The 23039-nt window shown below is 69.3% G+C and carries 17 protein-coding genes; 5 read left to right on the top strand and 12 right to left on the bottom strand.

All coding sequences use genetic code 11. The features are described 5' to 3' along the window. The 4 genes from AVKW3434_RS21360 to xrtH all read right to left on the bottom strand — a co-directional run. Positions 1–2179 (bottom strand): DUF6531 domain-containing protein (locus tag AVKW3434_RS21360; protein ID WP_284407426.1); only part of this gene is annotated, 2179 nt, incomplete at its 3' end. Positions 2180–2818: 639 nt separating this feature from the next. Next, the gene (locus tag AVKW3434_RS21355) at positions 2819–4231 is read right to left on the bottom strand and encodes a carbohydrate porin (protein WP_284407425.1); all 1413 of its coding nucleotides are present in this window, start codon (positions 4229–4231) and stop codon (positions 2819–2821) included. A gap of 59 nt (positions 4232–4290) precedes the next feature. Beyond that, complete coding sequence (locus AVKW3434_RS21350) at positions 4291–5076, bottom strand: exosortase H-associated membrane protein (RefSeq protein WP_284407424.1); 786 nt, start codon at positions 5074–5076, stop codon at positions 4291–4293. A gap of 13 nt (positions 5077–5089) precedes the next feature. Next, a complete protein-coding gene (gene xrtH, locus AVKW3434_RS21345; RefSeq protein WP_284407423.1) occupies positions 5090–5647 on the bottom strand; it encodes an exosortase H in 558 nt (185 codons plus the stop codon). Between the two features lie 235 nt (positions 5648–5882). On the opposite strand from xrtH, the gene AVKW3434_RS21340 reads away from it, so the two are divergent. Both AVKW3434_RS21340 and AVKW3434_RS21335 read left to right on the top strand, forming a co-directional pair. Next, positions 5883–6608: a peptidoglycan recognition protein family protein gene (locus tag AVKW3434_RS21340; RefSeq protein WP_284407422.1), complete on the top strand. Its 726-nt coding sequence runs from the start codon at positions 5883–5885 to the stop codon at positions 6606–6608. Continuing rightward, the gene (locus AVKW3434_RS21335) at positions 6599–7069 is read left to right on the top strand and encodes a hypothetical protein (RefSeq protein WP_284407421.1); all 471 of its coding nucleotides are present in this window, start codon (positions 6599–6601) and stop codon (positions 7067–7069) included. Before AVKW3434_RS21340 ends, AVKW3434_RS21335 begins: the two co-directional genes overlap by 10 nt. A gap of 116 nt (positions 7070–7185) precedes the next feature. Here AVKW3434_RS21335 and htpG read toward each other — a convergent pair whose 3' ends face one another. Further along, complete coding sequence (htpG, locus tag AVKW3434_RS21330) at positions 7186–9174, bottom strand: molecular chaperone HtpG (RefSeq protein WP_272567069.1); 1989 nt, start codon at positions 9172–9174, stop codon at positions 7186–7188. 212 nt (positions 9175–9386) lie between these two features. On the opposite strand from htpG, the gene AVKW3434_RS21325 reads away from it, so the two are divergent. Continuing rightward, positions 9387–10679 (top strand): pectate lyase family protein, encoded by a 1293-nt coding sequence (locus AVKW3434_RS21325; protein ID WP_284407420.1) that lies wholly within the window; start codon positions 9387–9389, stop codon positions 10677–10679. 145 nt (positions 10680–10824) lie between these two features. Here the strand turns inward: AVKW3434_RS21325 and AVKW3434_RS21320 are convergent, their stop codons facing one another. The 3 genes from AVKW3434_RS21320 to AVKW3434_RS21310 are packed head-to-tail and all read right to left on the bottom strand — an operon-like array spanning position 10825 to position 14839. After that, a complete protein-coding gene (locus AVKW3434_RS21320) occupies positions 10825–11901 on the bottom strand; it encodes a pseudouridine synthase (RefSeq protein ID WP_284407419.1) in 1077 nt (358 codons plus the stop codon). 5 nt (positions 11902–11906) lie between these two features. Further along, positions 11907–14243, bottom strand: coding sequence for a putative bifunctional diguanylate cyclase/phosphodiesterase (locus AVKW3434_RS21315; protein ID WP_284407418.1), 2337 nt, complete (start codon positions 14241–14243; stop codon positions 11907–11909). After that, positions 14240–14839, bottom strand: coding sequence for a methylamine utilization protein (locus AVKW3434_RS21310; RefSeq protein WP_284407427.1), 600 nt, complete (start codon positions 14837–14839; stop codon positions 14240–14242). The genes AVKW3434_RS21315 and AVKW3434_RS21310 overlap by 4 nt, the downstream gene beginning before the upstream one ends. Positions 14840–15179: 340 nt before the next feature. On the opposite strand from AVKW3434_RS21310, the gene AVKW3434_RS21305 reads away from it, so the two are divergent. After that, positions 15180–16787, top strand: a complete 1608-nt coding sequence (locus AVKW3434_RS21305) for a methyl-accepting chemotaxis protein (RefSeq protein WP_284407417.1) — start codon at positions 15180–15182, stop codon at positions 16785–16787. Here the strand turns inward: AVKW3434_RS21305 and AVKW3434_RS21300 are convergent. Next, positions 16774–17559 carry a Crp/Fnr family transcriptional regulator gene (locus AVKW3434_RS21300; protein WP_272567060.1) on the bottom strand — a complete coding sequence of 262 codons (786 nt, stop codon included), beginning with the start codon at positions 17557–17559 and terminating at the stop codon, positions 16774–16776. The genes AVKW3434_RS21305 and AVKW3434_RS21300 overlap by 14 nt on opposite strands. 127 nt (positions 17560–17686) lie before the next feature. Between AVKW3434_RS21300 and AVKW3434_RS21295 the strand changes: the two genes are divergently transcribed. Further along, positions 17687–18910 (top strand): ABC transporter substrate-binding protein, encoded by a 1224-nt coding sequence (locus tag AVKW3434_RS21295; protein ID WP_284407416.1) that lies wholly within the window; start codon positions 17687–17689, stop codon positions 18908–18910. A gap of 160 nt (positions 18911–19070) precedes the next feature. Here AVKW3434_RS21295 and AVKW3434_RS21290 read toward each other — a convergent pair whose 3' ends face one another. The 3 genes from AVKW3434_RS21290 to AVKW3434_RS21280 all read right to left on the bottom strand — a co-directional run bounded on the left by AVKW3434_RS21290 (position 19071) and on the right by AVKW3434_RS21280 (position 22862). Continuing rightward, positions 19071–19871, bottom strand: a complete 801-nt coding sequence (locus tag AVKW3434_RS21290; protein WP_284407414.1) for a general secretion pathway protein GspB — start codon at positions 19869–19871, stop codon at positions 19071–19073. A 73-nt stretch (positions 19872–19944) separates the two neighbouring features. After that, the gene (locus AVKW3434_RS21285; RefSeq protein WP_284407413.1) at positions 19945–21624 is read right to left on the bottom strand and encodes an ExeA family protein; all 1680 of its coding nucleotides are present in this window, start codon (positions 21622–21624) and stop codon (positions 19945–19947) included. A 53-nt stretch (positions 21625–21677) separates the two neighbouring features. Next, the gene (locus AVKW3434_RS21280) at positions 21678–22862 is read right to left on the bottom strand and encodes an ATP-binding protein (protein ID WP_284407412.1); all 1185 of its coding nucleotides are present in this window, start codon (positions 22860–22862) and stop codon (positions 21678–21680) included. Between the last annotated feature and the right edge of the window lie 177 nt (positions 22863–23039).

The following is a 23039-nucleotide window of genomic DNA, read 5'->3' as shown; positions in this document are numbered from 1 at the left end:
TGCCGCTGGCGTTGTACTCGGGCCCGGGCAGGTCGTAGCGCAGCACGGTGGTGCGGCTCGCGCCGCCCAGGCTGCTCACGATCTGCGTGGGCCGGCCCAGCGCATCGCGCGTGATGGCGGTGGCACGCCCCAGCGCGTCGGTGAGGCTTTGCGGCAGCCCCAGGCTGTCGTAGGTGCGGGTGAGCGTGCCGCTGTCGGCGCTGGCTTCCTGGCTGGCATTGCCCAGGGCATCCCGCGTGTAGCTGGTGGCCACGCTCTTGAAGTCCGTGGCTTTGGTGACGGCATCCTGGGCGTTGTATTCCAGCGCGGCGCTGGCGTTCTGCGCGTTGGTGAGGGTCTTCACGCGCCGCAGCGCGTCCAGCGCGAGGGTGGTGCTGCGGCTGGCGCCCCCAACGGTCTCGGTGCTGCGGACGAGGTCGCCGTTGGCGTCGTAGCCGTAGCCGCTGGCGCTGACCGTGCCCGTGGCGGCCGAGCCGATGGTGACGCTCTCCACCCGGTTCAGGCTGTTGATGGTGCGCGCGACTGTCCATGCGGCCTGGCCTTGCGCATCGGTGATGCTCTCATTGATCCGGTTGCCCATGCCGTCCAGGGTGTAGCTGGCGCTCGCCCCCCGGTTGTCGCTCCAGCCGGTCAGGCGCTGCGCGGCGTCGTAGGTGTAGCTGGTGGCGTAGCCGCTGGACACGCTGGCGCTGGCCAGTTGCCCGCTGGCGGTGTAGGTGTAGCTGCTGACCTCGTCGCCGCGCTGCGCCCGCGTGAGCCGCCCGCGCGCGTCGTACTGGTAGCTGCTCACCAAGCCCGTGGGTGCGGTGTGGGTGAGCACCCGGCCGGCCGCGTCGTGGGTGTATAGGCTGCTCTGGCCCAGCGCGTTGGTGGCCTGGGTGAGGTGGCCCGCGCTGTCGTAGGCGTAGGTGGTCACAGCGCCGCCCGGGTCGGTCTCGCTGGCGACCAGGCCCGAGGGGTGGTAGGTCCAGGCCCAGGTACGCGAGACGGCTGGCGTGACCGAGGTGTCCTTGATCGTCTGCGTGAGCGCGTTGCCCTGGCCGTCGTACGTGTAGGCCGTCTCGCGGCCCGCCTCCGTCACCTTGACCGGCAGGCGCCACTGCGAGTGCCATTCGGTGCTGGTCGTGCGCGCCTGCGCCGTGCCGCTGGCCTGCGTGGTGCTCAGCGGCACGCGCCTGCCCGCATCCCATTGGTACGTCGTCACGCTCCCGAGAAAGTCCGTCTCGGAGTCGATCAGCCCTTGCGCGTTCTGCACCCGCTGCGCGGCATCGGGCTTGCCCAGTGGATCGGGCTTGCTGGCACCACTGACGACCAGTTTGCCCAGGTTGAGGCTGTAGTTGAAGGTGCGCGCCGTGCCCAGGGGGTCGATGACGGTGGCGCCGGAGCCATCGGCTGCCGGATAGCTCACCTGGTAGCGGTTGACGCTGCCGGCCAGTTCGGTGCTGGTGGCCCGGCCCGTGCTGTCGTAGCCGAAGGTGCCCCAGCGCGCACCGGTCTCGTCCACGATGCCGGTGAGGGCCTGCGGGAAGCCCGCATCTTCGTACAGGAAGGACCGGCTCTTGCCATCGGGATAGGTGACGCTGGAGAGCCGGCCGCTACCGTCGTAGGCATAGCCGATGGTTTGCTGATCGGGCGTGGTGACGGAGGTCAGCCGGCCCGATGCGTCGTAGGCGAGCGAGAGCGCCTGCCCGAAGGGATTGGTGATGGAGGCCAATTGGCCATCCGCGTGGTATGCGTAGGACGTCACCCAGCCGTTGCGCGCCGTGACCGACTGCAGCTTGCCGCCGCTGCTGAACTGCAGCGTGGCGTCGTCGTCGCTGCGCTGGTAGGTCCAGGCGCCGGAGGCCGATTGCGTCAGCACGTCATTGCTGGCCGTGGTCCAGGTGCTGCTGCCCGTCGCCTTGAAGAAGGTCCGCAGGTGGCCCTCTCCCGTCGTGATGATCACGCTGTCCCCGGTCGCTCCCGTGCTGGATTTGAGGGAGGTGCTGTGGCTATGGGTCCAGGCCTTGCCCAACGGCCCGATCGGCCTGGCAGCGTCCTTGCCCCAGTCGCTTTGGTAATGGCGGGTGAACGACAGGTCCGCCGGGCCCTCCGCGCTCCAGTCGGTCTCGGTGCGGACCTTGGCCTGCGCGGCCAGCAAGATGGGGTTGTCTGTCTGCACGCCCGAGGCACGGCACATCGCAGGCCCCGGCTCCGGGGTGGCCGCAATGCATGCGTTGGTCGACGCGTTCTCCGCGAAGTTCAGATTGCAGGTGCACACGCCATCGGCCGCCGCGCTGTTGGCCGGGCACGCTACTCCGGCTCGCTCTGCCCAGAAAACGAATGAAGTTACCCGCCCAGGTGCAGCACAGTTCTCCTTGGTTCTGTAAAGAAACAAGGATCCCTCAGGATATGGCAGCTCATACGACCAAACGACCGGATTCACAGGCGTGGTGGTACAAGGCTCGGTAGGACTTGTCTGCTGCAGATAAGTGAGCATGTCATCGGGCGTACCGCAGAACGCCCGGCCGGGCACGCAGTAAATGACCTCGGCACTCAGCGCGGCACCAGCAGGCTGGGGATGGGTACCGAGCAGCAGGAACGCTGCGATGAAAAACAGCAGTCCGACCCAAAATCTGTTCGCAGATTTGGCTTTCGGCGCGCGCGATACGGGGTCCACCACGTAATCAATCACGGTACGGGTACCTGCGAACAGGCCCCAGTCCTTCAAGCGTCGCATTCCTTCTCCCATCTGCTGCCTTCACTTCGATCAAAAATTGAATTATTAGTCAAAAATAAATTGATTAACAATCAAAAGTCACCCTAACCACCCCGCCCCTCAAAACTCCGCATGCACCCGCACCGACACCACGTCCACCGGCCCCCGGTCGCGGTTGTAGCCCGGGTGCACGATGTGCTGCACCCCCAGCGACACGGCGGACTGCAGCGGCCCGCCCGGCATCGGCACCGGGTCGAAAGTGAACCGGTAATACGCCTCCCACACCCGCTCGCTGCCATAGCGCAGCGCCCCGTCGCCCAGGAACGCCCCCAGCCCCCCGGCTGCGAGGTAGTTACGGTGGTCGGCCGACAACCCGTTGACCGCCACAGCGGCGCCCACGCGGTCGGCGGCGCGGCCCCAGGCGGCGCCGCCGATCTGGCCGCCGAAGGACAGCTGGCGGTCGATCTCGGCGAAGGCGTACGTTTCCTGGCGGCCGCTGCTGCGGCTGGCGCGCACGAAGACGCCGGCGTCTTCCGCCAGCGGGGCCTCCAGGGTCAGTGCCCAGCCGGTCTTGGTCTGCAGGCGGCGCACGGCGCCGACGTCCGGCGTGCCGCCAACGGCCCGGGACGCGGCCAGCGCATCGGCGAACGCGCCCATGACGGCGCGGTTGCGGAACAGCAACAAGCGCCCGCGCAGCGGGCCGGCGGGCAGGGCCACGGGCAGGTCGGATTCGGCCTCGATCTGGTCGCCGTAGTGCTTTGTCCACGAGCGGTCCAGCGGCTGGCCGTTGGATTCGCGCGGCTGCAGGGCGCGGCCACCGCGCACGGCCCACTGCGGCGTGCGGTATTCGAGGATGCCGGCCCAGGTGTAGCCGCGCGCATCGGCCGCGTAGTCCCAGGCGCCAGGCGTCAGGAAGGACCAGTTGAAGAACTGCTCGCGCGGGTCCTTGGCGTAGGGGTTGTTGTCGAAGTAGTCCAGCAGCGAGATGTTGCCGGCCACCAGGGTCCACCGGCGCGCGCTGGCGCTGCCGCCCAGTTCGTTGAAGTCGGGCTCGATGCGTTCGGTGTCGCCGCCCGCGTCCCAGCGCTGCAGCAGGAACAGGCGCGCGCGGTAGGCCTTGATCTGCGCGCCCGAGGTGCGGGCCAGCTCGCCGTTGGAAAGCCCGCCCGCGCCCGACAGGTGCGATAGCGGCACGCCCTGCCCGGCCTCGGGGTTGAAGTGGATCTGCGCGCCGCTCCAGGGGCGCAGCCCGAGGTCGGCGGTGGCGGTAAAGGAATACGAGCGCTCGGCCGTGGGCACCAGGCTGTTGGGGCCGGTGTAGGGCGCATCGAACGAGGGCTTGTGCTGCCAGACGTAGGTGGTCTGCGCATGCAGGGCCCAGGGGGGCGGGTCACCGTCCGCCGGGTTGGCGGCATCGCCGGACGGGGCGGCCAGGGCCTGGGCAGCGAGGACGGCCGCGGTGCCACCCAGCGCGGCCTGCAGCACGCGCCGGGGCCCGAAGCCACGGAAGAAATGGGAGAGGAGCAACAGCATGCGGCGGCATTCTGTCAGGCCCCGGTGGCCTGCGCGTGTCCGCGCGACCGCCGCGCGCTTCAGCGTGGTTTTTTGCGCACAGGCAGCGTGGCGGCGGCGCTGGCCAAGACCTTGCCGCCCAGCCCGGGCGGCACGTGGGGGACCGGCTCAGGGATGGCGTCCGCAGGCTCGGCCACCACGCCCGCGGCAGGCTCGGGCGATACCACCACCGCCGCTGCAGCCGGCACGGGCGCAGCGGCGCGCGCGGCCGGCAGAGAGCGGCGCCAGGCCTCGATCACCACCTCGTTGACGAACTGCCGGTCCAGCCACAGCCACAGCACCATGGGCGCGAGCGTGGGCAGCACCAGCACGCCCACCTGGTAGCCGTACACCAGGGCTTCCAGTTGCCACTGGGCGACCTTGAGCACGCGCACGTCGAGCTGCGCCGTCAGCACCACCTGCATGAGCAGGTGCATCACCAGGCTGAAGGCCTGCAGCGGCACGAGCAGCGCGAAGCCGGCCAGCGCGCGCCAGGTGCGGCCCGGGCCGCGCGCAGCCAGCAGCAGGGCGAGGAAGATGGGCAGGCCGTAGGCATAGCGGCCAGGGTCGGATTCGACGGTGATCTCGACCAGGCGGTTGCCGGTCTGCGGCGTGGCGACCGCCACCGAGGTATCGACCTCGAACGCGCCGGGCCGCAGCCGCGTCTCGCGCACCCAGCCGGGGGCGGCATGCTCCAGGACCGCGCCGGCCACCATGCCCACGGGGTACGAGGTCCAGGGCGAGACCCGGATCCACAGCAGGGTGAGCAGCACCACCCCGGCGAACAGGCCGAGGACGAAGATTTTCAGGCTGGCGGCGCGGCGCATGCGGTGCCGCGGATCACACCGGCACGGCCGCAGGGGAGGCGGACGGCGCCGAGGGCGGTGCCGCCGGCGGCTCGTTCGGCGGGGCGCCCGCGCCGCCCCGGCTGCCGGCCCGCACCCACAGCAGCCAGACGATGAGCACGTCCACCATGATGAGCGCCTGCCAGAGGTATTCGTGGGCGAAGTTGAAGATGGCGGTGTTCCACTGCCCCAGGTAGAACAGGCTGACCACCCGCACGATGTTCATGGCCTGCACGGCCACGAAGCCGGCGACCAGGCCCACCAGCTTGTGCCGCCAGGTGGACGGAAACGCCATGACGGCGGCGAACAGCACGATGCACGCCTCGATGCCGTTGCAACCCGCCTCGATGGAGACGCCGAAGCCCGTGGCCTGGTTCCACAGCACCTTGCCCGAGGCGGCGGCCGAGCTGTCGAACCAGGTGACCAACCCGGCGCAGATGCGCGCCAGCAGCGCCGTCCACGGCAGCACCAGGTGCTGCTGCACCCAGCCCAGCATGTTGATGCCGAACATCGTCAACTGCAGGGTCAGGAAGAGGAGGAAAAAGCGCAACATGCCGGAAGGCTCCGCAGAGTAGAAAAGGGACCGCCGCACATTATCCAGGCAGCATACCTACACCCGCCATGGGAAAAGCCTGCGGATGGGCGTCTACTTCCGGGAAGGCGCTCCACCTTGCCTGTTCATAGACCAGCCGCAGGGGCCTAAGCAACGCGATGGGACGCATCAGCCCATCGCAGAGCCCGCAACCTTCAGTTACCAACCTGGAATTAATCCAGGTTGAGTCATCACTATGATGCGGCGCGTGGTACAGCCGGAGGGGCGTGCCAGCATCGTTCCAAAATCATTTGAATATAAAAATATGCTTCAAATTGATCCACAAGGCATGGTGACCGCGTCGCGCATCCAGCCGCGTCGATTCACCATCATCGAGCGTTCGGCCATGCGTTCCATTACCGGAATCATCGTTCATCAAACCGGCTCCCCCAACGAGCAAAGCGTTTTTGCCAGCTACCAGTCAGGGGGAAACGGTGCGCACTTTCTCATCGCCAAGAATGGCACCCTCTATCAAACAGCATCGGTCCGTTATCGGACGAATCATGTGGGTCCGTTGAAAGCCCGCTGCCTTGCAGAGCACCGTTGTACGGCCGCTGCCTTCCGGAAATCGAAGGATTTTCCGCAAAACAGTGCTGTGGAGCGCATGAACAAAATTGAGATGACCAAATCCGTCCCGGTGCGGTATCCCAGCAACATCGACTCGATCGGTATTGAAATCGTGGGAATTGCCTCGCTCCCGCCGGACCTCAAAATGCCTGCAGGACTGAGCAAGGCACAGCAAGATGCATTTTTGGGAGAAAAGTCTGTCTACGAACCCATCACCACCGCGCAGAACCTTTCCCTGCGGTGGCTCGTCGACGAACTGGTCAGCACGCTCCACCTGGATTCGTCGGAAGTCCACCGGCACCCCGACGTGAGCCGGAAAAACGCAACCGAAGCGAGTACCGCTCTATGGCGCTGAAAGGGCATGCCATCGCCGCGTTGTGCATCGCTGCACATCTCTTTCCATCCCATGCGCAGGAATCGAAGTCGCCCGCCCCTGCGCGCAAGTCCTATCCGGTTGCAGCCGTGGCATCGGTCGAGATCACGCGGCCCGCGGCGCAAAACGCAGCGGGAGAGTCCGCCCCCTGCGTTGGCACCCGGCCGCTGGCAGAGCAGGATGTCCGCCGGTTCCTGGCCCATTCGAGGCCCATCGACCGCCGTGCCTATCTGCACGACCATTTCCTCACCGGTGACTGCTACACGGAGGCCCGCATCCGGTTCAAGGATGGCCGCGTTGCCACGCTGGGCATCGCCAACGATGCCGGCACCGCCCTGCTCACACCGGTCGTCGCGGGCAAGGAGCAGGCGTCCGGCCGCTACCTGCACTGTGCACGGTGCACGGGCTTGCTCGACCTGCCGGACCGAGAGCCTCCGAAGTAGCCTTGACCACCATCGCAGCCCAATAAAAAAAGCCCGGCCTCCCAAGAAGACCGGGCTTTTTGATTGCTACTTATTTAATAGCAATACGCCCTAGCGAATCATGCGCTGGGGGCCGATCAGGCCAGCAATGCGTTCACGCGCTTCACATAGGCGGCGGGGTCCTCGGGCAGGCCGCCTTCGGCCAGCAGCGCCTGGTCGAACAGGATGTGCGCCAGGTCGTGGAAGTGCACGCTGCCGTCCAGCTTCTTGACCAGGGCGTGATCGGGGTTCACCTCCAGCACGGGCTTGGACTCGGGGGCCTGCTGGCCGGCCTGCTTGAGCATGCGCGCCAGCTGGGTGCTCATGCCGTCGTCCTGCACGACCAGGCAGGCGGGCGAATCGACCAGGCGGGTGGTGGCGCGCACGTCGTCGGCCTTGTCCTTGAGTGCTTCCTTGAGCTTGGCCAGCAGCGGCTTGAAGGCCTCGGCGGCTTCCTCGGCGGCCTTCTTCTCGGCCTCGTCCTGCAGCTTGCCCAGATCGACCGCGCCCTTGGCCACGGACTGCAGCGGCGTGCCGTCGAAGTCCTGCAGGTAGTTCAGCGCCCACTCGTCCACGCGGTCGGTCATCAGGAGCACCTCGATGCCCTTTTTCTTGAAGACTTCGAGCTGCGGGCTGTTCTTGGCGGCGGCCAGCGTGTCGGCGGTGATGTAGTAGATGGCGTCCTGGCCTTCCTTCATGCGCGCCTTGTAGTCGGCGAACGAGACGGTGACCGCATCGCTTTGCGTGGAGGCGAAGCGCAGCAGCTTGGCCAGGCGCTCGCGGTTGCCGAAGTCCTCGCCCAGGCCTTCCTTGAGCACGGCGCCGAACTCGGCGTAGAACGCCGTGTACTTGCCTTCCTTGGCCTTGTCCTCGTCACTCACCACATCGGTCACGCCGTCGGCGCCTTCTTCACCGGCAGTGTGCTTGTCGTGCTTGGCCAGGTCTTCCAGCATGCCGAGCACGCGCTTGGTGGAGCCTTCGCGGATGGCGCGCACGTCGCGGCTTTCCTGCAGCAGCTCGCGGCTCACGTTGAGCGGCAGGTCGCTGGAGTCGATCACGCCCTTCACGAAGCGCAGGTAGGTGGGCATCAGCGCCTCGGCGTCGTCCATGATGAACACGCGCTTGACGTACAGCTTGACGCCGGCCTTCTTGTCGCGGTTCCACAGGTCGAACGGGGCCTTGGCGGGCACGTACAGCAGCTGCGTGTACTCGGTGTTGCCCTCCACGCGGTTGTGGCTCCAGGTGAGCGGGTTCTCGTGGTCGTGGCTGATGGCCTTGTAGAAGTCCTGGTACTGCTCTTCGGTGATGTCCTTCTTGGGGCGGGTCCACAGGGCGCTGGCCTTGTTGACGGTTTCCCACTCGCCGGTCTTGACCATGCCGCCGGGCTGGCGGCCGCCGTTTTCGTCACCGGGGTTGATCAGCTCGCCCTCTTTCCACTCTTCCTTTTCCATCAGGATGGGCAGGCTGATGTGGTCGGAATACTTGCCGATGATGGACTTGATCTTCCAGGCGTTCAGGAACTCTTCGGCGTCGTCGCGCAGGTGCAGGATGATGCTGGTGCCGCGCTCGGGGCGGGTGATGGTCTCGACCTCGAAGTCGCCCGTGCCGCCGCTGATCCAGCGCACGCCCTGCTCGGCGGGCAGGCCGGCCCGGCGCGATTCCACGGTGATCTTGTCGGCCACGATGAAGCCGGAATAAAAGCCCACGCCGAACTGCCCGATCAACTGGCCCTGCTCGGACGCGGTGGCCTTCTGGTCGCCCGAGAGCTTGCCCATGAAGTCCTTGGTGCCGCTCTTGGCGATAGTGCCCAGGTGGTCGATGGCCTCCTGCTGGCTCATGCCGATGCCGTTGTCGGTGATGGTGAGCGTCTTGGCGTCCTTGTCGAAGGCCACGCGCACTTCGAGGTGGGGCGCGTCTTCGTACAGGGCGTTATTGTTCAGGGCCTCGAAGCGCAGCTTGTCGCAGGCGTCGGACGCATTGGAGATCAGCTCGCGCAGGAAGATTTCCTGGTTGGAGTACAGCGAATGCGTGACCAGGTGCAGCAGTTGCGCCACTTCGGCCTGGAAGGAATGGGTCTGTTTGCTCATGGTGTGGATTGGGAGGTCGGGGTCATTCACAAAAAGAGGGATGCCCCGGCAGTTCGGGGCAGGCGCCGCATTATCAAGGCTGGCGGGTCCGCCCCCGGCAGAGGCGCTGCCCCGGGGCACCGGCGGCCATTGAACTCCGGGCGCGCGCCCCGTTCCAAGCCGCCATCCCACCCCCAGCCCCCGGAACGCACCCCGACAACGGAACCCGATCCATGCGCCCACTCCGAAGCCTGCTTCACAGGCACCTGCCGATGGCGGCGTGCCTGGCCCTGCTGCTGGGCACCGCGCCGCCGCTGTGGGCGCAGCAGGCCACGGGCCGTCCCGATGGCTTCGCCGCCGGGGTCACCGGCGGCGGCCAGGCCGAGGTGGTCCGCCCCACTTCGCTGGAGGGCCTGGAGCGCGCGCTCTGCCAGCGCGCCGAGGGCCCGCGGTGCACCGACGACGCACCGCGCGTGATCGTGCTGGACCGCCTGTTCGACTTCCGGGGGTCGCTGCAGGCCAACGGCTCCGCCACCACCACCGAGGCCGGGTGCCTGGCCTTCGCCTGCCGGGACGACCCGCCGGGCCAGGGCGGCCAGTGGGGCCTGAACGTCGCCCACTTCTGCGACGGCCGCCCGGCCGCCCCGGTGACCTACGACAACGCCGGGCGCCGCCCCCTGCCCGTGGGCTCCAACAAGACCCTCGTCGGCGTCGGGCGCAACGCCGGCATCCAGGGCCGGGGCCTGCGCATCGGCGACGGCAACCGCAACGTCATCGTCCAGAACATCCGCATCACCGACATCAACCCGGGCGTCGTCTGGGGCGGCGATGCGCTGACCATCGACGGCGCCGACGGCGTGTGGGTGGACCACAACCTGTTCGCGCGCATCGGCCGCCAGATGGTGGTGACGGGCTTCGGCAGCGCCTCGCACGTCACCCTGTCCGGCAACGAATTCGATGGGCGCACCGGCCAGTCGGCCACCTGCGACGGCCACCACTACTGGCTGTGGCTGTTCCTGGGCGCGCAGGACACGATCACCGTGGCCCGCAACTACGTGCACGACACCTCGGGCCGCGGGCCGCATGCGGGCGGCATGAAGAACGCCACCGTAGCCGCCCACCTGGTCAACAACTATTTCGAGAACCTCAGCGGCGAAGGCGCGGCCATGCCCCTGACGGCCACGGCCCGCCTGCTGATGGAGGGCAACCATTTCGACCATGTGACCCGGCCCGTGTACCGCTACCCGCACGCGCCCGGCCCGGGCCCGGCCTTCGCCCCGTTCGCCGGGCAGGCCGACCCGCCCGATGGCCTGTGCCGCCAGGCCATCGGCCGGGACTGCGTGCCCAACGACCAGACCGCCAGCGGCACCGCCGACGCGCCAGCGCTGGATGCGCCGGCGATCCAGGCTTTCAGTACGTGGCGGGCATGGCTGATCGCGCCGGAATCCGCCGCCGAGACAGCCCGCTCGGTGCGTCGGCAGGCGGGCGTCGGCGTGATCGGCACCGCCGGGGGCACAGTGCCCTGAGCGCCCGTGCCCCGATGGAACCTGCCCAAGGAAGTTGCTATTAATTTAATAGCAATCAAGGCATGATTCACTAGGGCATGGAGGCAAAAGCACCTAAAAATCCTGCCACGAGTACCCGCGGCGGCGCCATGCCCCACGCCCGGCGTCAGAACTTCTCGTGCGCCCCCAGGTAGCGCCACTGCCCGACGGGCAGGTTGCCCAGAGTGATGCGGCCGATGCGGATGCGCTTCAAGCCCACCACCTTCAGGCCCACCAGTTCGCACATGCGGCGGATCTGGCGCTTCTTGCCTTCCTTGAGCACGAAGCGCAGCTGCTCGGGGTTCTGCCAGTCCACGCGGGCGGGCTTGAGCGGCTGGCCGTCCAGGGCCAGGCCATGGCACAGGCGGGCCAGCTGGTCGGCGGGAAAGGCCTCCTGCACGTTCAGCGCCACGTCGCCGTACTGCACGCGCACGAGGTATTCCTTCTCGACGTCGGAGTCCTCGCCGATGAGCTGGCGTGCCACGCGGCCGTCCTGCGTGAGCACGAGCAGGCCGACCGAGTCAATGTCCAGCCGCCCGCAGGGTGCCAGGCCCCGCAGTTGCGGCGGCGAAAAGCGCATGCGGCTCGGGTCCTCGCGCCAGTGCGTGCGCGGGTTGATGAGGGCGACGGCGGGCGTGTGCCCGTCCTCGGCCTGGCCGCTCACGTAGCCCATGGGCTTGTGCATGAGGATGGTGACCTTCTGCTCCTGAAAGCCCTGCGCCACGCGCTCGACCTCGATGCGGTCGGTGGGCAGCACCTGCAGCCCCATCGGCGCGACTTCGCCGTTGACCTTGACCCAGCCCTGCGCGATCCAGTCGTCGGCTTCGCGGCGCGAGCACAGGCCCAGCTCGGCCATGCGCTTGTTCAGGCGCGAGGTGCCGCCCTCGCCCGCCAGGGGCGCAGCGGCAGGCCCGCGCCGGGCGGCCGCCTGCGGTGCGCGGTCCGGCGACCGGCCCTGCCAAGGCTCGGGCCGGGACGGGGCTTGGGCCGCGGCAGGACGGACAGCGGGGCGCGGCGATGCGTTGTTGGCGCCGGCATTCGGGCCATTGAACGGCCGGGCGGCGGGGCCGGCATTCGCCCGGGTGGCGGGTTGCGCGGTGGCCGGTGCCCGGGGTGCGGAGGGTGCGGTGGCCGCAGGCGGCGCCACCTTGGCGGGGGCGGCGGGGGGAAGGGAGAGGCGGCGGCGGGGCGGCGAATCGGACATGGGCGCTATTTTCGCTCGGCCGCCGCGGCGTGCCAGGCGATAAAGTCGTCCGTGGGGAGCGGCCGGCTGATGTAGTAGCCCTGCGCATCGTCGCAATGCAGGGCCCGCAGGCGCTCCAGGATGGACACGGTCTCCACCCCTTCGGCCACCACGCTCAGGCCCAGGTTGTGCGCCAGGTCGATGGTGGAGCGCACGATCTGCTCGTCGCCGTCGTCGGAGGCCATGCCGATGACGAAGGACTTGTCGATCTTCAGCTCGTCCACCGGCAGCCGCTTGAGGTAGGCCAGCGATGAGTAGCCCGTGCCGAAGTCGTCGATGGACAGCTTGAAGCCCTGCTCGGACAGGCGGTTGAGCATGGCCTCGGCCCGCAGGGGCTCGTCCATGATGGCGCTCTCGGTGATCTCCAGGCAGAACGACGCCGCGCTCACGCCGTGGCGCGCCAGCAGGGTGCCCAGGCGGTTGCTCAGCTCGGGGTCGAGCAGGTCGCGCGTGGACAGGTTGATCGAGATGCGCAGCGCCAGATCCTGCACGCGCGGCTGCGCCAGGAAGATCACCGCCTGCTCGAACATCCACAGCGTGAGCTGCCGCACGAAGCCGGTCTGCTCCGCAAAGGGGATGAACTGCATCGGCGGCACCATGCCGCGCTCAGGGTGCTGCCAGCGCACCAGGGCCTCGGCCGCGTGGCCCGGCTGGCCGGTCAGCGACACCTTGGGCTGCAGGAACAGGCGCAGCTCGTTGCGGTCCACCGCGCGGCGCAGTTCGGTCAGCAGCGAGAGCGAGACGGCGCTGGAGGAATCCATCGACGGCTCGTACACCAGCGCCCCGCTGAGCCGCAGCTTGGCCGCATACATGGCGATTTCGGCGTGGCTCAGCAGGGTGTCGGCATCCTGCGCCGGACCAGGCCAGCAGGCGATGCCGATGCCCGCGCTCAGATCCACCGTGCGGTCGTCGAAAGCCATGGGCGTCTCGAAGGCCCGGAGGATGCGCTGGGCCATGTCGCGCGCGGCCGCCTCGTCGGCGCCGGGCAGCAGCATGGCGAACTCGTTGCCGCCCAGGCGGGCGATGACGTCCTGCGGCGACCGCGTCTGCCCGCTGATGCGTTCGGCCACGGCCTGCAGCAGCCGGTCGCCCAGCGCGTAGCCCAGCACGCCGTTCACGTGCTTGAATCGGTCCAGGTCCAGCGCGATCACAGCCACGGGGCGCCCTCCGCTGCCGGGGCCGATGGCCTCCATGATGGCGCGGCGAAAGCGCTCCCGGTTGGGCACGCCGGTCAGCCGGTCGGTATCGGCCAGCCGCAGGATCTCGCCCTGCTGCCCTGCGATGTCCACGCGCATGCGGTCGAACGAGCGGGCGAGGTTGCCGATCTCGTCGAGACGGCGCGTGTGCTCGATGGGGGCGTCGTAGTCGCCCTGGGACAGGCGGTGCGTGGCCGAGACCAGCGAGCGCAGCGGTGTCGTCACGCGGCGCGCCATGAAGGCGCTGCCCAGCGCGAAGAGCACCAGGCCAGCCACGGTGATCCCACCCAGCAGGGCCTGCAGCTGGCGGTAGGGCGCCACCACGTCGTTGAGCGAACGAAGCAGCAGCGCCCGGGCACTGGTGGCGCCGCTGTCCAGGCGCACGGGGCGCACCAGCAGCGTCTCGCCGCCGAGCACCTGCTCACCGCCCATGCGGAAGTCGCGCAGATCGGCCAGCGCGCGGTCCGGCAGGGTGCTCACCGGCACGGCCACGGCACCGGCGGCATCGCGCACCTGGATGGCCACGTCCACCGACAGCAGTTGCTGCATCTCGGACACCAGCGTCTCGTTGACCGGAAAACCCATCAGCACCCAGCCCACCAGCAAAGGCGCCCGCATGGGCACCATCACGAACTGGTACGGGATGCCGTGCACCACGGCGATCTGGCTGCCCTGTGGCTGCGCCACCAGCGCGGGCACGGCCTGGTCCACCGCGCTCTGGTAGTCGGCCGGAGTGCGCGAGGGGCTGGTGGCCTGCAGGTGCATGCGGGTGTCCAGCAGCGCCGTCATCGCGGCGCCGATGCGCGCGCCGTGGTTCTCCAGCACGGACTGGATCGTCTCCGAGTCGCCCGAATTCACGGCGGACCGAAAACCGTAGTCGGCCGCCAGCAGCACCGAGGCCTCCTGCAGCCGCACGGCGTTCTGCGTCAGCAGCCAGCGCCAGACGCGTTCGTCCACGTCCAGGCTGCGCTCGATCTGGGCGCGGGCATTGCGTACGATGAAGGCCTGCACCACGGCAAATCCCGCCGCCTGCACGATCAGCAGCAGCAGCAGGGAAATGCCGACCAGCCGAAGGATCAGGCTGCGGTGCAGCGCGCGCAGGTTCAAGGCGTCACCCCCGCCAGCCGCACGACCACCGGCGCCCCGCCTTCCGCCACCGTGAGCGGCTGTGCGTAGGCCGCGGCGCCCACCGGCAGACCCGAATGCCACACGCGCAGCGTGTAGTTGCCCGCGGGCACCTTCTCGATGCGCGCGATGCCGAACGGCGCGGCGCTCTGCGAAAAATACGGGGTCTCCAGCACGAGGATCCAGGCCACCATCTGGTCGTGGATGTTGCAGCCGAGCACCACGACCCCGGGCTTGTCGAAGAGCACGGGATTGGCCGGCGTGCCGGAATACAGCTGCAGCTCGAACTTCTTGGCCGGCGAGAACGAATACACGTGGTGGCGCACGTTGTCCCTGTTGGGAAACCGCACTTCGGTGCCCACCGTCACGGCCAGCACCTCGGGCACGAAGCGGCGCTTGAGCTGCCCCATGTCCTGCTGGGCCATGGGACGCACCAGCTTGAGCGCCTCCGGCGAATCCAGGAACACGATCGCGCCCGGCAGCGGCTTGCCGGCGCCGTCCTGCACGGTCACCTGGACCTCCGCAGCCATCGCCGGCCATGCCAGTGCCCAGAGCACGGCAACCATGCCCCGGGACATGGGCGAGCGAAGTCGGATCATGGGGCCGGTTCCTTCCAAAAAATGTAACAAGTCCACGGTGACTCGAATGGCGCCAAAGTGGAATGCGCAAAAATGGCACAGCGCTACGCTACCAAAAAAATAGCACCGGAACGATGCATTTAATAAGATATGAGCGATTAAATCAATTCATACAACCGAGCCGGTCACCCGGCACTTTAGAGGCAGATACTCTGTATTGGGTCTTTCATATGTAACATCCATTGCGTTGCCGGCCACGGCAGGATGGCGACGCGCACCGACCACTGGCACTGCTTTTGCTGTGCATTTCGTTCAAAGGCCATCGGCCACGGAAAACACCATGCAGACCGCTTCGTTCTTCAAGACCCTCTCCATCTCCCGCCGTCTGTTCCTGGGATTCGGCTGCATGCTGGCACTGCTCATCGCGGTGGCCATCGTGGCGCATTCTTCGTTGAACGAGGTCAACCAGCAAATGCAGCAGATGACCGGTGCCAGCGCCGCCAAGATGCGGCTGGTCAACAGCATGCTGGAGAACGTGAGCGCCATCGGCATCCAGGGGCGGTCGGCGGCGATGCTCGGCGAGGTCGATCCCAAGAGCGCCGAAGAGCAGACCCGCCGCGTCGGCCAGGCGCTGCAGCGCTACGCGGCGCAGGAGACCGAACTGGCCACGCTGCTCGACTCCGGCGCCACGCCGGCCGAACGCCAGCTGCAGACCGACATCCAGGCCCTGGCCCGCAAGACCCGGCCCGAGCTGGACACGGCCCTCAAGGCCATCTCCGACGGTGACACCGTGAGCGCCACGCTCTCGCTCATGACGCGTGTGGCCCCCGCCGAATCCGCCTGGCGCGACAAGCTGGCCGAACTGGTGCAGTTGCAGAACACCCTCAACACCGAGGCCGCGGCCGGCGCGTCGCGCATGGAAAACCGGGCCCGCGCCATCGGCGGCGGGCTGGTGGCCCTGGCCATCGTGCTGGGCGCGCTGATCGCCTGGCGCACCACGGCCAGCATCACCCAGCCCATCGGGCGGGCGGTGGTGGTGGCCGAACGCATCGCGCGCGGCGACCTCACCTCGCGCGTGGAAGTGCGCATCCAGGACGAGACCGGCCGGCTGCTGGACGCCATCGCCGCCATGCAGGAGCAACTGCGCTCGCTGGTGGGCGGCATCGGCACCACGGCGGATTCGATCCTGCTGGCCAGCTCCGAAGTGGCCTCGGGCAACCTCGACCTGAGCCAGCGCACCGAGCAGACCTCGGGCAACCTGCAGCAGGCCGCCTCGGCGCTGGAAGACCTGACGCACACCGTGCAGCAAAGCGCCGACGCCGCGCGCCAGGCCAACCAGATGACCGCCGCCGCCTCGCAGGTGGCCGAGCGCGGCGGCGAGGTCGTCTCGCAGGTGGTGCGCACCATGGACGTGATCAGCGCCAGCTCGCGCAAGATCGCGGACATCATCAGCGTGATCGACGGCATCGCCTTCCAGACCAACATCCTGGCCCTCAACGCCGCGGTCGAAGCCGCGCGCGCGGGCGAGCAGGGCCGCGGCTTCGCGGTGGTGGCCGGCGAGGTGCGCGCGCTGGCGGGGCGCTCGGCCGATGCCGCGCGCGAGATCAAGGCACTGATCCTGGCCAGCGCCAATCAGGTGCAGGAAGGCACCACGTTGGTGGGCCACGCGGGCGCCACCATCGGCGAACTGGTGCAGTCGGTCCAGCAGGTGTCGGGCATCATGGCCGAGATCACCGCATCGGCCCGCGAGCAGAGCGACCGCATCGCCGAAGTGAGCCAGTCGGTGGGCGCGCTGGAGACCATGACGCAGCAGAACGCCGCGCTGGTGGAAGAAAGCAGCGCGGCCGCCGGCAGCCTCAAGGACCAGGCCGGCCGGCTCACGGACATGGTGGGCACCTTCCGCCTGACGCGCACCCCCGAGCTGGCAGCGCCCGTCAGCCGCGCATGACCGCCTGGGCATCCGGGGCCTCCGGCGCGCGGACGGCGCGCCGCACGGGCGCCTCGGCCTGCGCGGCGAACACGCTCTCGCGCAGCGCAGGCAGATCCAGCACCCGCAGCCCGCCGTATTCCACGCAGATCGCGCCCTGCGCCTGCAGCTCGGCCAGCGCCTCGTTCACGCGCTGGCGCGACAGCCCCACCAGATACGCCAGCTCCTGCTGCGTGATGCGCAGCACCTCGCGCACGCCGGGGTAGAGCACCGGGTTGAACAGCGCCGCCAGGCTGCGCGCCACGCGCACGTCGGGGTTGCCCAGCCGGTCGATCTCGCGCGCGGCGATGAACTGGCCCAGCCGCTCGTTGAGCTGGTTCATCACGAACCGGTTGAAGCCGATGGAATGGTCCAGCAGCCAGTGGAAGGTGTCGATGGGCAGGCCCGCCACCACGCTCTTGCGCAGCGCCTGGATGTTGTAGCGGTAAGGCTCGCGCTTGACCGCCGTGCCCTCGCCGAACCACCCGCCCGGCGGCACGCCGGTGAAGGTCATCGTCTGGCCCTGGGCGTTGTCGGTGCTCATCTTGAGCAGCCCCTCCACCACGCCGAACCAGTAGGTCACCGGCCGGCCCACGCGGCACACGTAGTCGCCCACCTTCGCATCGCCCACCAGCAGCGCGGCCACGGCGCGCTCGCGCTCGGGCGCAGACAGCAGCGCCAGCCAGGGAATGCCGTCCAGCTCCACCTGGGACGGCAGGCGGCGGCGCTGGTGCAGCGAAAGGTCGTCGTTCATGGATTGCGAGCATGGGGCAGGAAGGCCGCCCGGCGATTGCGGGAATACCACGACGCGGACTGTTGCCGGGGCGACAAAGAATCGACCCGCGCACACCGATGATCCGCCCACCGGCCACGGAGACACCATGCCAAGAACATTCCAACAGGCCCCCTGTTCGACCGCGCCTGCCTCGCCCACCACCCGCCACCTGCACCGCGATGCGCCGCCGGCCCCGCTGCAGCGCCGCCGCCTGCTCGCGGGGGCGGCCGCGCTGGCCCTGCCGTGGATCGGCGCGGCGCCGGCACGCGCACAGGGTACGGTGCTGCGCATCGCGCAGTCCACCGCGCTCACCGGCCCGCTGGGCGACCTGGGCTCAGCCATGCACCAGGGCGCCAAGGCCGCCTTCGCCGCCATCAACGCCCAGGGCGGCGTGCAGGGCCAGACGATCGAACTCACCACGCTGGACGACGGCTACGACATTCCCCGCGCGCTGGCCAACGTGGACAAATTCCTCGCCGACCGCGAGCAGTTCGCGCTCTTCAACTGCATGGGCACGCCCATGGTCGAAGCCATGCTGCCCAAGGTGCTGCCCTCGGGCATGCCGTTCTTCGCCCCGTTCACCGGTGCCATGCTCAGCCGCGTGAAGGGCGCGCGCAGCGTGTTCAACGTGCGCGCCACCTACGCCGAAGAGGCCGACAAGCTGGTCCAGCACTTTTCCACGCTGGGCATCCGGCGCATCGCCGTGGCCTACCAGAACAACGCCTTCGGCAAGGAGGTGTTCAACGCCGCCCGCGACGCCATGGCCCGGCTGAAGCTGGGCGAACCGCTGTCCGGCACCGTGGAGAGCGATGCGTCGAACGCCGGCGCCACGGCGCGCCAGGTGGCCGACGGCAACCCCGAGGCGGTGCTGATCGGCCTGGCCGGCAAGCCGGCGCTGGAGTTCGTGAAAGCGTTCCGGAGCCTTCGGCGCGGGACCGCGCTGTATGCCACCTCCGTGATGGGCACCTCGGCCGCCGTCAAGGCCCTGGGGCCGGATGCCGTTGGCCTGACCATCTCGCAGGTCGTGCCGCTGCCCACCAACGTGGTGGTGCCGGTGGTGCGCGAATTCCAGGCCGCCTGGAAAGCCGTGGGCGCCACGGCCGAGCCCTCGCACCTGGCGCTGGAGGGCTACATCAACGCCCGCGTGTTCGCCCAGGCCCTGCAGCGCGCGGGCCGCAACCCGTCGCGCGCCGCCTTCGTGGACGCCACCTGGAGCCTGAAGAACTGGGACCTGGGCGGCTTCGAGGTGAACGCCACCGGCCCGGAACGCAGCGCCTCGCGCTTCGTCGAGCTGACCCTCGTGGGGCGGGACGGCCGGTTCATCCGCTGAGCCGCACAGCAATCGCCGGCCCGCGGCCACCGGAGCGCGGTGGCCGAATCATTTGCTATTAAATATATAGCAATACAGGCATGCAATCCGCCGGCATGGGCCTGTTTTGGCCTGTACCAGCGCATCCGCTGCGCCCTCGACTTCGCCCTTGGCTTCGCCTTCACTGCGACGGCACGGCGTAGCGGTAGCCCCGGAAGGCCCACACCGTGCGGGACGGCTCGATCTTCTCCAGCACCACGCCCGGCGCGGCCTGGTCGCCCTCGTGCAGCACCTGCCCGTTGACGATGGCCATGCGGTAGGCCGGGTTGGCCGAATAGGTGGCGCCGCTGAACTGCATGGCCGGCAATTGCTCGCGCACGGACGGCGGCAGATCGCGCTGCGCCACGACGGGCTGGGCCGGGGCCTGGGCCGGCGGCAGCAGGCGCGCGGTGGCCGCCGCTGCGGCCGAAGCGCGCGACAGCGGGGCGGACGCTGCGCGCTCGGCGGCGCGTTCGGGAGCAGGAGCCGCCGGTGCCGGTGCCACTGCCGCCGAAGGCACGGCGACCGGGGCCACACGCTCCGGCCGCAGCGCCGGAGCGGGGGCTGGCGCCGGCAACGGGGCCACGCGATTGCGGGCGGGTGCTTCGGCGGGTGCGGGGGCCGGCGCAGGCAAAGGTGCCGTCACCGCAGCGGCAGGCGCGGCCACCGGGCCTGCGGGGCTGGACGCGGGCGCGGCCGCCAGCCGCACCGGCTCGGACGGCACCGCCGTGCGGTGCGCGAACCACCAGGCCGCACCCGCCGCCGCGCCGGCGACGGCCACGCCGACCGCCAGCACCGGCAGCCACGGCAGTGCGCCGGTGCGCGCCGGTTCGGCCGCAGACGGCGCGCCCGGCGCCGGCACGGCCGGCGTGTGCAGGCCGGGCACGGCGCCGCGGCCGCGCTCGGCTTCGGCGCGCCGCAGGGCGTCAAGGATGTAGGACATAGGATGGAAAAAAGTGCGTGGGGCGGTGCCCGCCGGGCAGGGACATCAAAGTGCGGAGAAGGCCTGGCATGGGCTAATTTGCAGTGCTCAGGCGCGGCTCGGCCACGCCCGCGGCGCGGTTGAGCAGCATCAGGGTCAGCGGCCCGGCGCGGCCATCGGGCACCAGGCCCTGCGCGACCTGGAAGCGCTGGATGCGGGCGCGGCGCTGCGCGGCTTCCGCCCGCGGGGCGCTGCGCGCGGCGGCGGCATCGGCCGCAGGCGGCAACTGGGCGTCCAGCCACGCCAGCGTGGCGGGCTGGTCGGCCAGATCGCTGCCGTCCTGCAGGCCCGGCGGCGCACGCCACAGCGTGGCGAACTCGCCGCGCCAGGCCTGCGCCAGATCGGCCAGCGGCACCTGCAGCGTGCGCCCCGCGCCCGACAGCGTGGCCACGGCGCCGTCCAGCCGCGACAGCACGACGGCCACCGGGCGCTCGTCCGCCGTGAACAGCGTGATCACGCCCGGCCGGTCGAGCTGGCGCACGAGGCCCAGCGCCGTGCGGCGCTGGCGAAAGCAGCGCAGGCCCTGGGAAACCAGGCCCGCGCAGGCATCGGCACCGGGCGCGGAAGGGGCGCCCCAGGCCGCGGCCAGCGCGCGCCATGCGTCGTGGTCGCCCTCGGGCTGCAAGGCCAGGAAGCCTTGCAACGCCGAAGGGGGCACGGTGGCCGCGGCCGAGGCGGCGGGCAGGGAGGCCGCGTGGGAGGCCACCGGTGGTACCGCGGAGGACGCCGGCCCAGCCGCCACCACCGGGCCCGGGCTCGCCACCGCAGCGCCCGTGGGCGGCCACCAGCCCAGCGCCCAGCCCGCGCACGCGAAGGCCGCCGCACCGGCGAGGGCGCCGGCCCCCGCCACCGCCCAGCGCGGCGCCCGCGCGGCGCCCGTGCGGGCGGCAGGCGCGGCATCGAACACCTCGCGCGCGGCCTGGTCCACGATGGCCTCGTTCACCTCGCGCACGCCGCCGGCATAGGCGCCGAGCAGCGCCCGGTCGCACAGCAGGTTGATGCGCCGGGGCACGCCGCGCGCCAGGGCATGCACGCGCTGCAGGGCGCGCGCCGTGAACGGCAACGCGCCCTGCAGGCCGGCCACGGCCATGCGGTGGGCGATGTACTGACGGGTTTCCTCGGTGCTCAGGGCATCGAGGTGAAAGCGTGCGATGACGCGCTGGGCCAGTTGCTCCAGCGACGGGCCGGCGATCATGCCGCGCAGCTCGGGCTGGCCGATCAGGATGATCTGCAGCAGCTTGCGCTCGCTGGTTTCCAGGTTGGTGAGCAGGCGCAGTTGCTCCAGCACGTCGGCCGAGAGGTTCTGCGCCTCGTCGATGATGAGCACGTTGTTGCGCCCCGCCGCATGGGCCTGCAGCAGGAAGGCATTCAGCGGGTCGATGCAGTCCTTGACCGTCTCGGAGCCCGGCACCGCCGGGGTGTGCGCCACACCGAACTCGTCGCAGATGGAGCGCAGCAGTTCGCCCACCGTGAGCCGCGGATTGAAGATGTAGGCCACGTTGCAGTGCGCCGGGATCTGCTCCAGGAAGCACCGGCACACCGTGGTCTTGCCGGTGCCGATCTCGCCCGTCAGCAGCACGAAGCCGCCACCGGCGTCCAGGCCGTAGAGCAGGTGCGCCAGCGCCTCGCGGTGGCGGTCGCTCATGAACAGATAGCGCGGGTCGGGGGCGATGGAAAACGGCGCGTGCTCCAGGCCGAAAAACGGGGCGTACATGGCGGCAAGGATACCGCCCTGCCGTGGCGGTCGCCCTGCGGCCGGCGCGCGGGTCAATCGTCTTGCAGCGGCAGCAGGCCTTGCAGTGGGGCGGGCGGCCAGCGGCCCGCAGCGCCCCGGGCCTCGAACCAGCGGTGCATGGCCGCGTCTTCGAGCGCGTATTCGCCGCGCGCCGATTTCCACACCAGCGCGGGCATGCGCTGGCGCAGCGCCTCCAGCGCTTTCTGGGCCTGCGGCACCGTCACCGGGTGGCCGGCGTTGTCCCGGTAAAAGCGCAGGGCTTCGGCATCGTAGGGGCGAAAGCGCGGGCCCTGCTCCAGCATGCGCCACAGCACGGCCTGCTCGGTCGGCTTGAGGCCGAGGTAGTCGGACTCCATCTGCGCTTCGTCCTGCGCCTGCTGCTGCTGCGCGGCTTGCAGCAGCGCGGGCTCGAAACGCCCGGCCAGCGCCGCCAGGGGGCTCAACACCTGTCCCAAGGCGGCCATGAAGAACTGCGGGCGGTCGCCGAAAACCTCGAACGCCTGCTGCAGCGCAGCCTGATCGACCGGCTTCAGTTCGGGCCGCTGGGCTTCGATCAAGGCGGCCACATGGGCGATGAAATCGGGACCCAGGGGCGGCATGCGCTGGATCTGGGATCCGTAGAACGGGGCCGCCGCCGTGTTCACCAAACGCAGCAGCTTGTCGCGGTCCGAGCCCGACATGACGAGCATCAGGTTCACCGCCCCGGGCCGGTTGAGCTGGTCGCGGGCCGATTTCAGGGCGGTCATCGCGGCCTCGCCGGCTTCGCTGGTCAAAGCGTGTTGCGCCTCGTCGATGATCAGCGCCACGGGCTGGCCTGCCCTTTCGTGCAGAAGGCGCAGGGCTTCGGTCAAGGTCAGGCCATCCACCTTGCCGATCTTGCTGGTGTCCACCTCCAGCCCGCCGACCTTCACCTTGTCCAGGCCGGCCTTTCTGGCAGAGCGTGCGACGAGGCCAAGCCGGGGCTCCAGCGCACGGGCGATGGCTTCCGCGATCAAACCTCCCGGATCGCGCCTTGCATCGGCCCACAGGTCCGCATAGACCACCACCACGCCCGCGGCCTCCAGGGCCGGACGCAGGTCCCCTTGAAGAAAGGTGGATTTGCCGGTGCGGCGCGGCGCGGCCAGGAACAGCCCGTTGTGGGCATCGCCCAGCAACGCCTTGCCCTGCAGCGCGGACACCAGCGCTTGTGCCAGGGCGGTCCGTTGAAAGGCAATCATCGCAAATATCCTCTTTTATCTCCGAAAAGATATTTTATACAAAATGAGATAAACAGGGATATTTCTGGATGGCGCATCGACTGAACGCCCCTTGGCCAGCCCGCGATCGGCCTTCATCGCGGGCAGGGTTACACCCGTCAGGAGTTTCCCGCAAATTGTCGTCGGCAAGACAAGAAG

It is taken from the genome of Acidovorax sp. SUPP3434 (assembly GCF_030159015.1).
Classification (GTDB): domain Bacteria; phylum Pseudomonadota; class Gammaproteobacteria; order Burkholderiales; family Burkholderiaceae_C; genus Paracidovorax.
Note: the sequence above shows the minus strand (reverse complement) of the source record. Positions and strands in the feature narration are given on the sequence as shown.

Coding starts and splice junctions, on each gene's coding strand:
- AVKW3434_RS21355 (WP_284407425.1), bottom strand. CDS start 4,231: ATGCTGTTGCTCCTCTCCCATTTCTTCCGTGGCTTCGGGCCCCGGCGC.
- AVKW3434_RS21350 (WP_284407424.1), bottom strand. CDS start 5,076: ATGCGCCGCGCCGCCAGCCTGAAAATCTTCGTCCTCGGCCTGTTCGCC.
- xrtH (WP_284407423.1), bottom strand. CDS start 5,647: ATGTTGCGCTTTTTCCTCCTCTTCCTGACCCTGCAGTTGACGATGTTC.
- AVKW3434_RS21340 (WP_284407422.1), top strand. CDS start 5,883: ATGATGCGGCGCGTGGTACAGCCGGAGGGGCGTGCCAGCATCGTTCCA.
- AVKW3434_RS21335 (WP_284407421.1), top strand. CDS start 6,599: ATGGCGCTGAAAGGGCATGCCATCGCCGCGTTGTGCATCGCTGCACAT.
- htpG (WP_272567069.1), bottom strand. CDS start 9,174: ATGAGCAAACAGACCCATTCCTTCCAGGCCGAAGTGGCGCAACTGCTG.
- AVKW3434_RS21325 (WP_284407420.1), top strand. CDS start 9,387: ATGCGCCCACTCCGAAGCCTGCTTCACAGGCACCTGCCGATGGCGGCG.
- AVKW3434_RS21320 (WP_284407419.1), bottom strand. CDS start 11,901: ATGTCCGATTCGCCGCCCCGCCGCCGCCTCTCCCTTCCCCCCGCCGCC.
- AVKW3434_RS21310 (WP_284407427.1), bottom strand. CDS start 14,839: ATGTCCCGGGGCATGGTTGCCGTGCTCTGGGCACTGGCATGGCCGGCG.
- AVKW3434_RS21305 (WP_284407417.1), top strand. CDS start 15,180: ATGCAGACCGCTTCGTTCTTCAAGACCCTCTCCATCTCCCGCCGTCTG.
- AVKW3434_RS21300 (WP_272567060.1), bottom strand. CDS start 17,559: ATGAACGACGACCTTTCGCTGCACCAGCGCCGCCGCCTGCCGTCCCAG.
- AVKW3434_RS21295 (WP_284407416.1), top strand. CDS start 17,687: ATGCCAAGAACATTCCAACAGGCCCCCTGTTCGACCGCGCCTGCCTCG.
- AVKW3434_RS21290 (WP_284407414.1), bottom strand. CDS start 19,871: ATGTCCTACATCCTTGACGCCCTGCGGCGCGCCGAAGCCGAGCGCGGC.
- AVKW3434_RS21285 (WP_284407413.1), bottom strand. CDS start 21,624: ATGTACGCCCCGTTTTTCGGCCTGGAGCACGCGCCGTTTTCCATCGCC.
- AVKW3434_RS21280 (WP_284407412.1), bottom strand. CDS start 22,862: ATGATTGCCTTTCAACGGACCGCCCTGGCACAAGCGCTGGTGTCCGCG.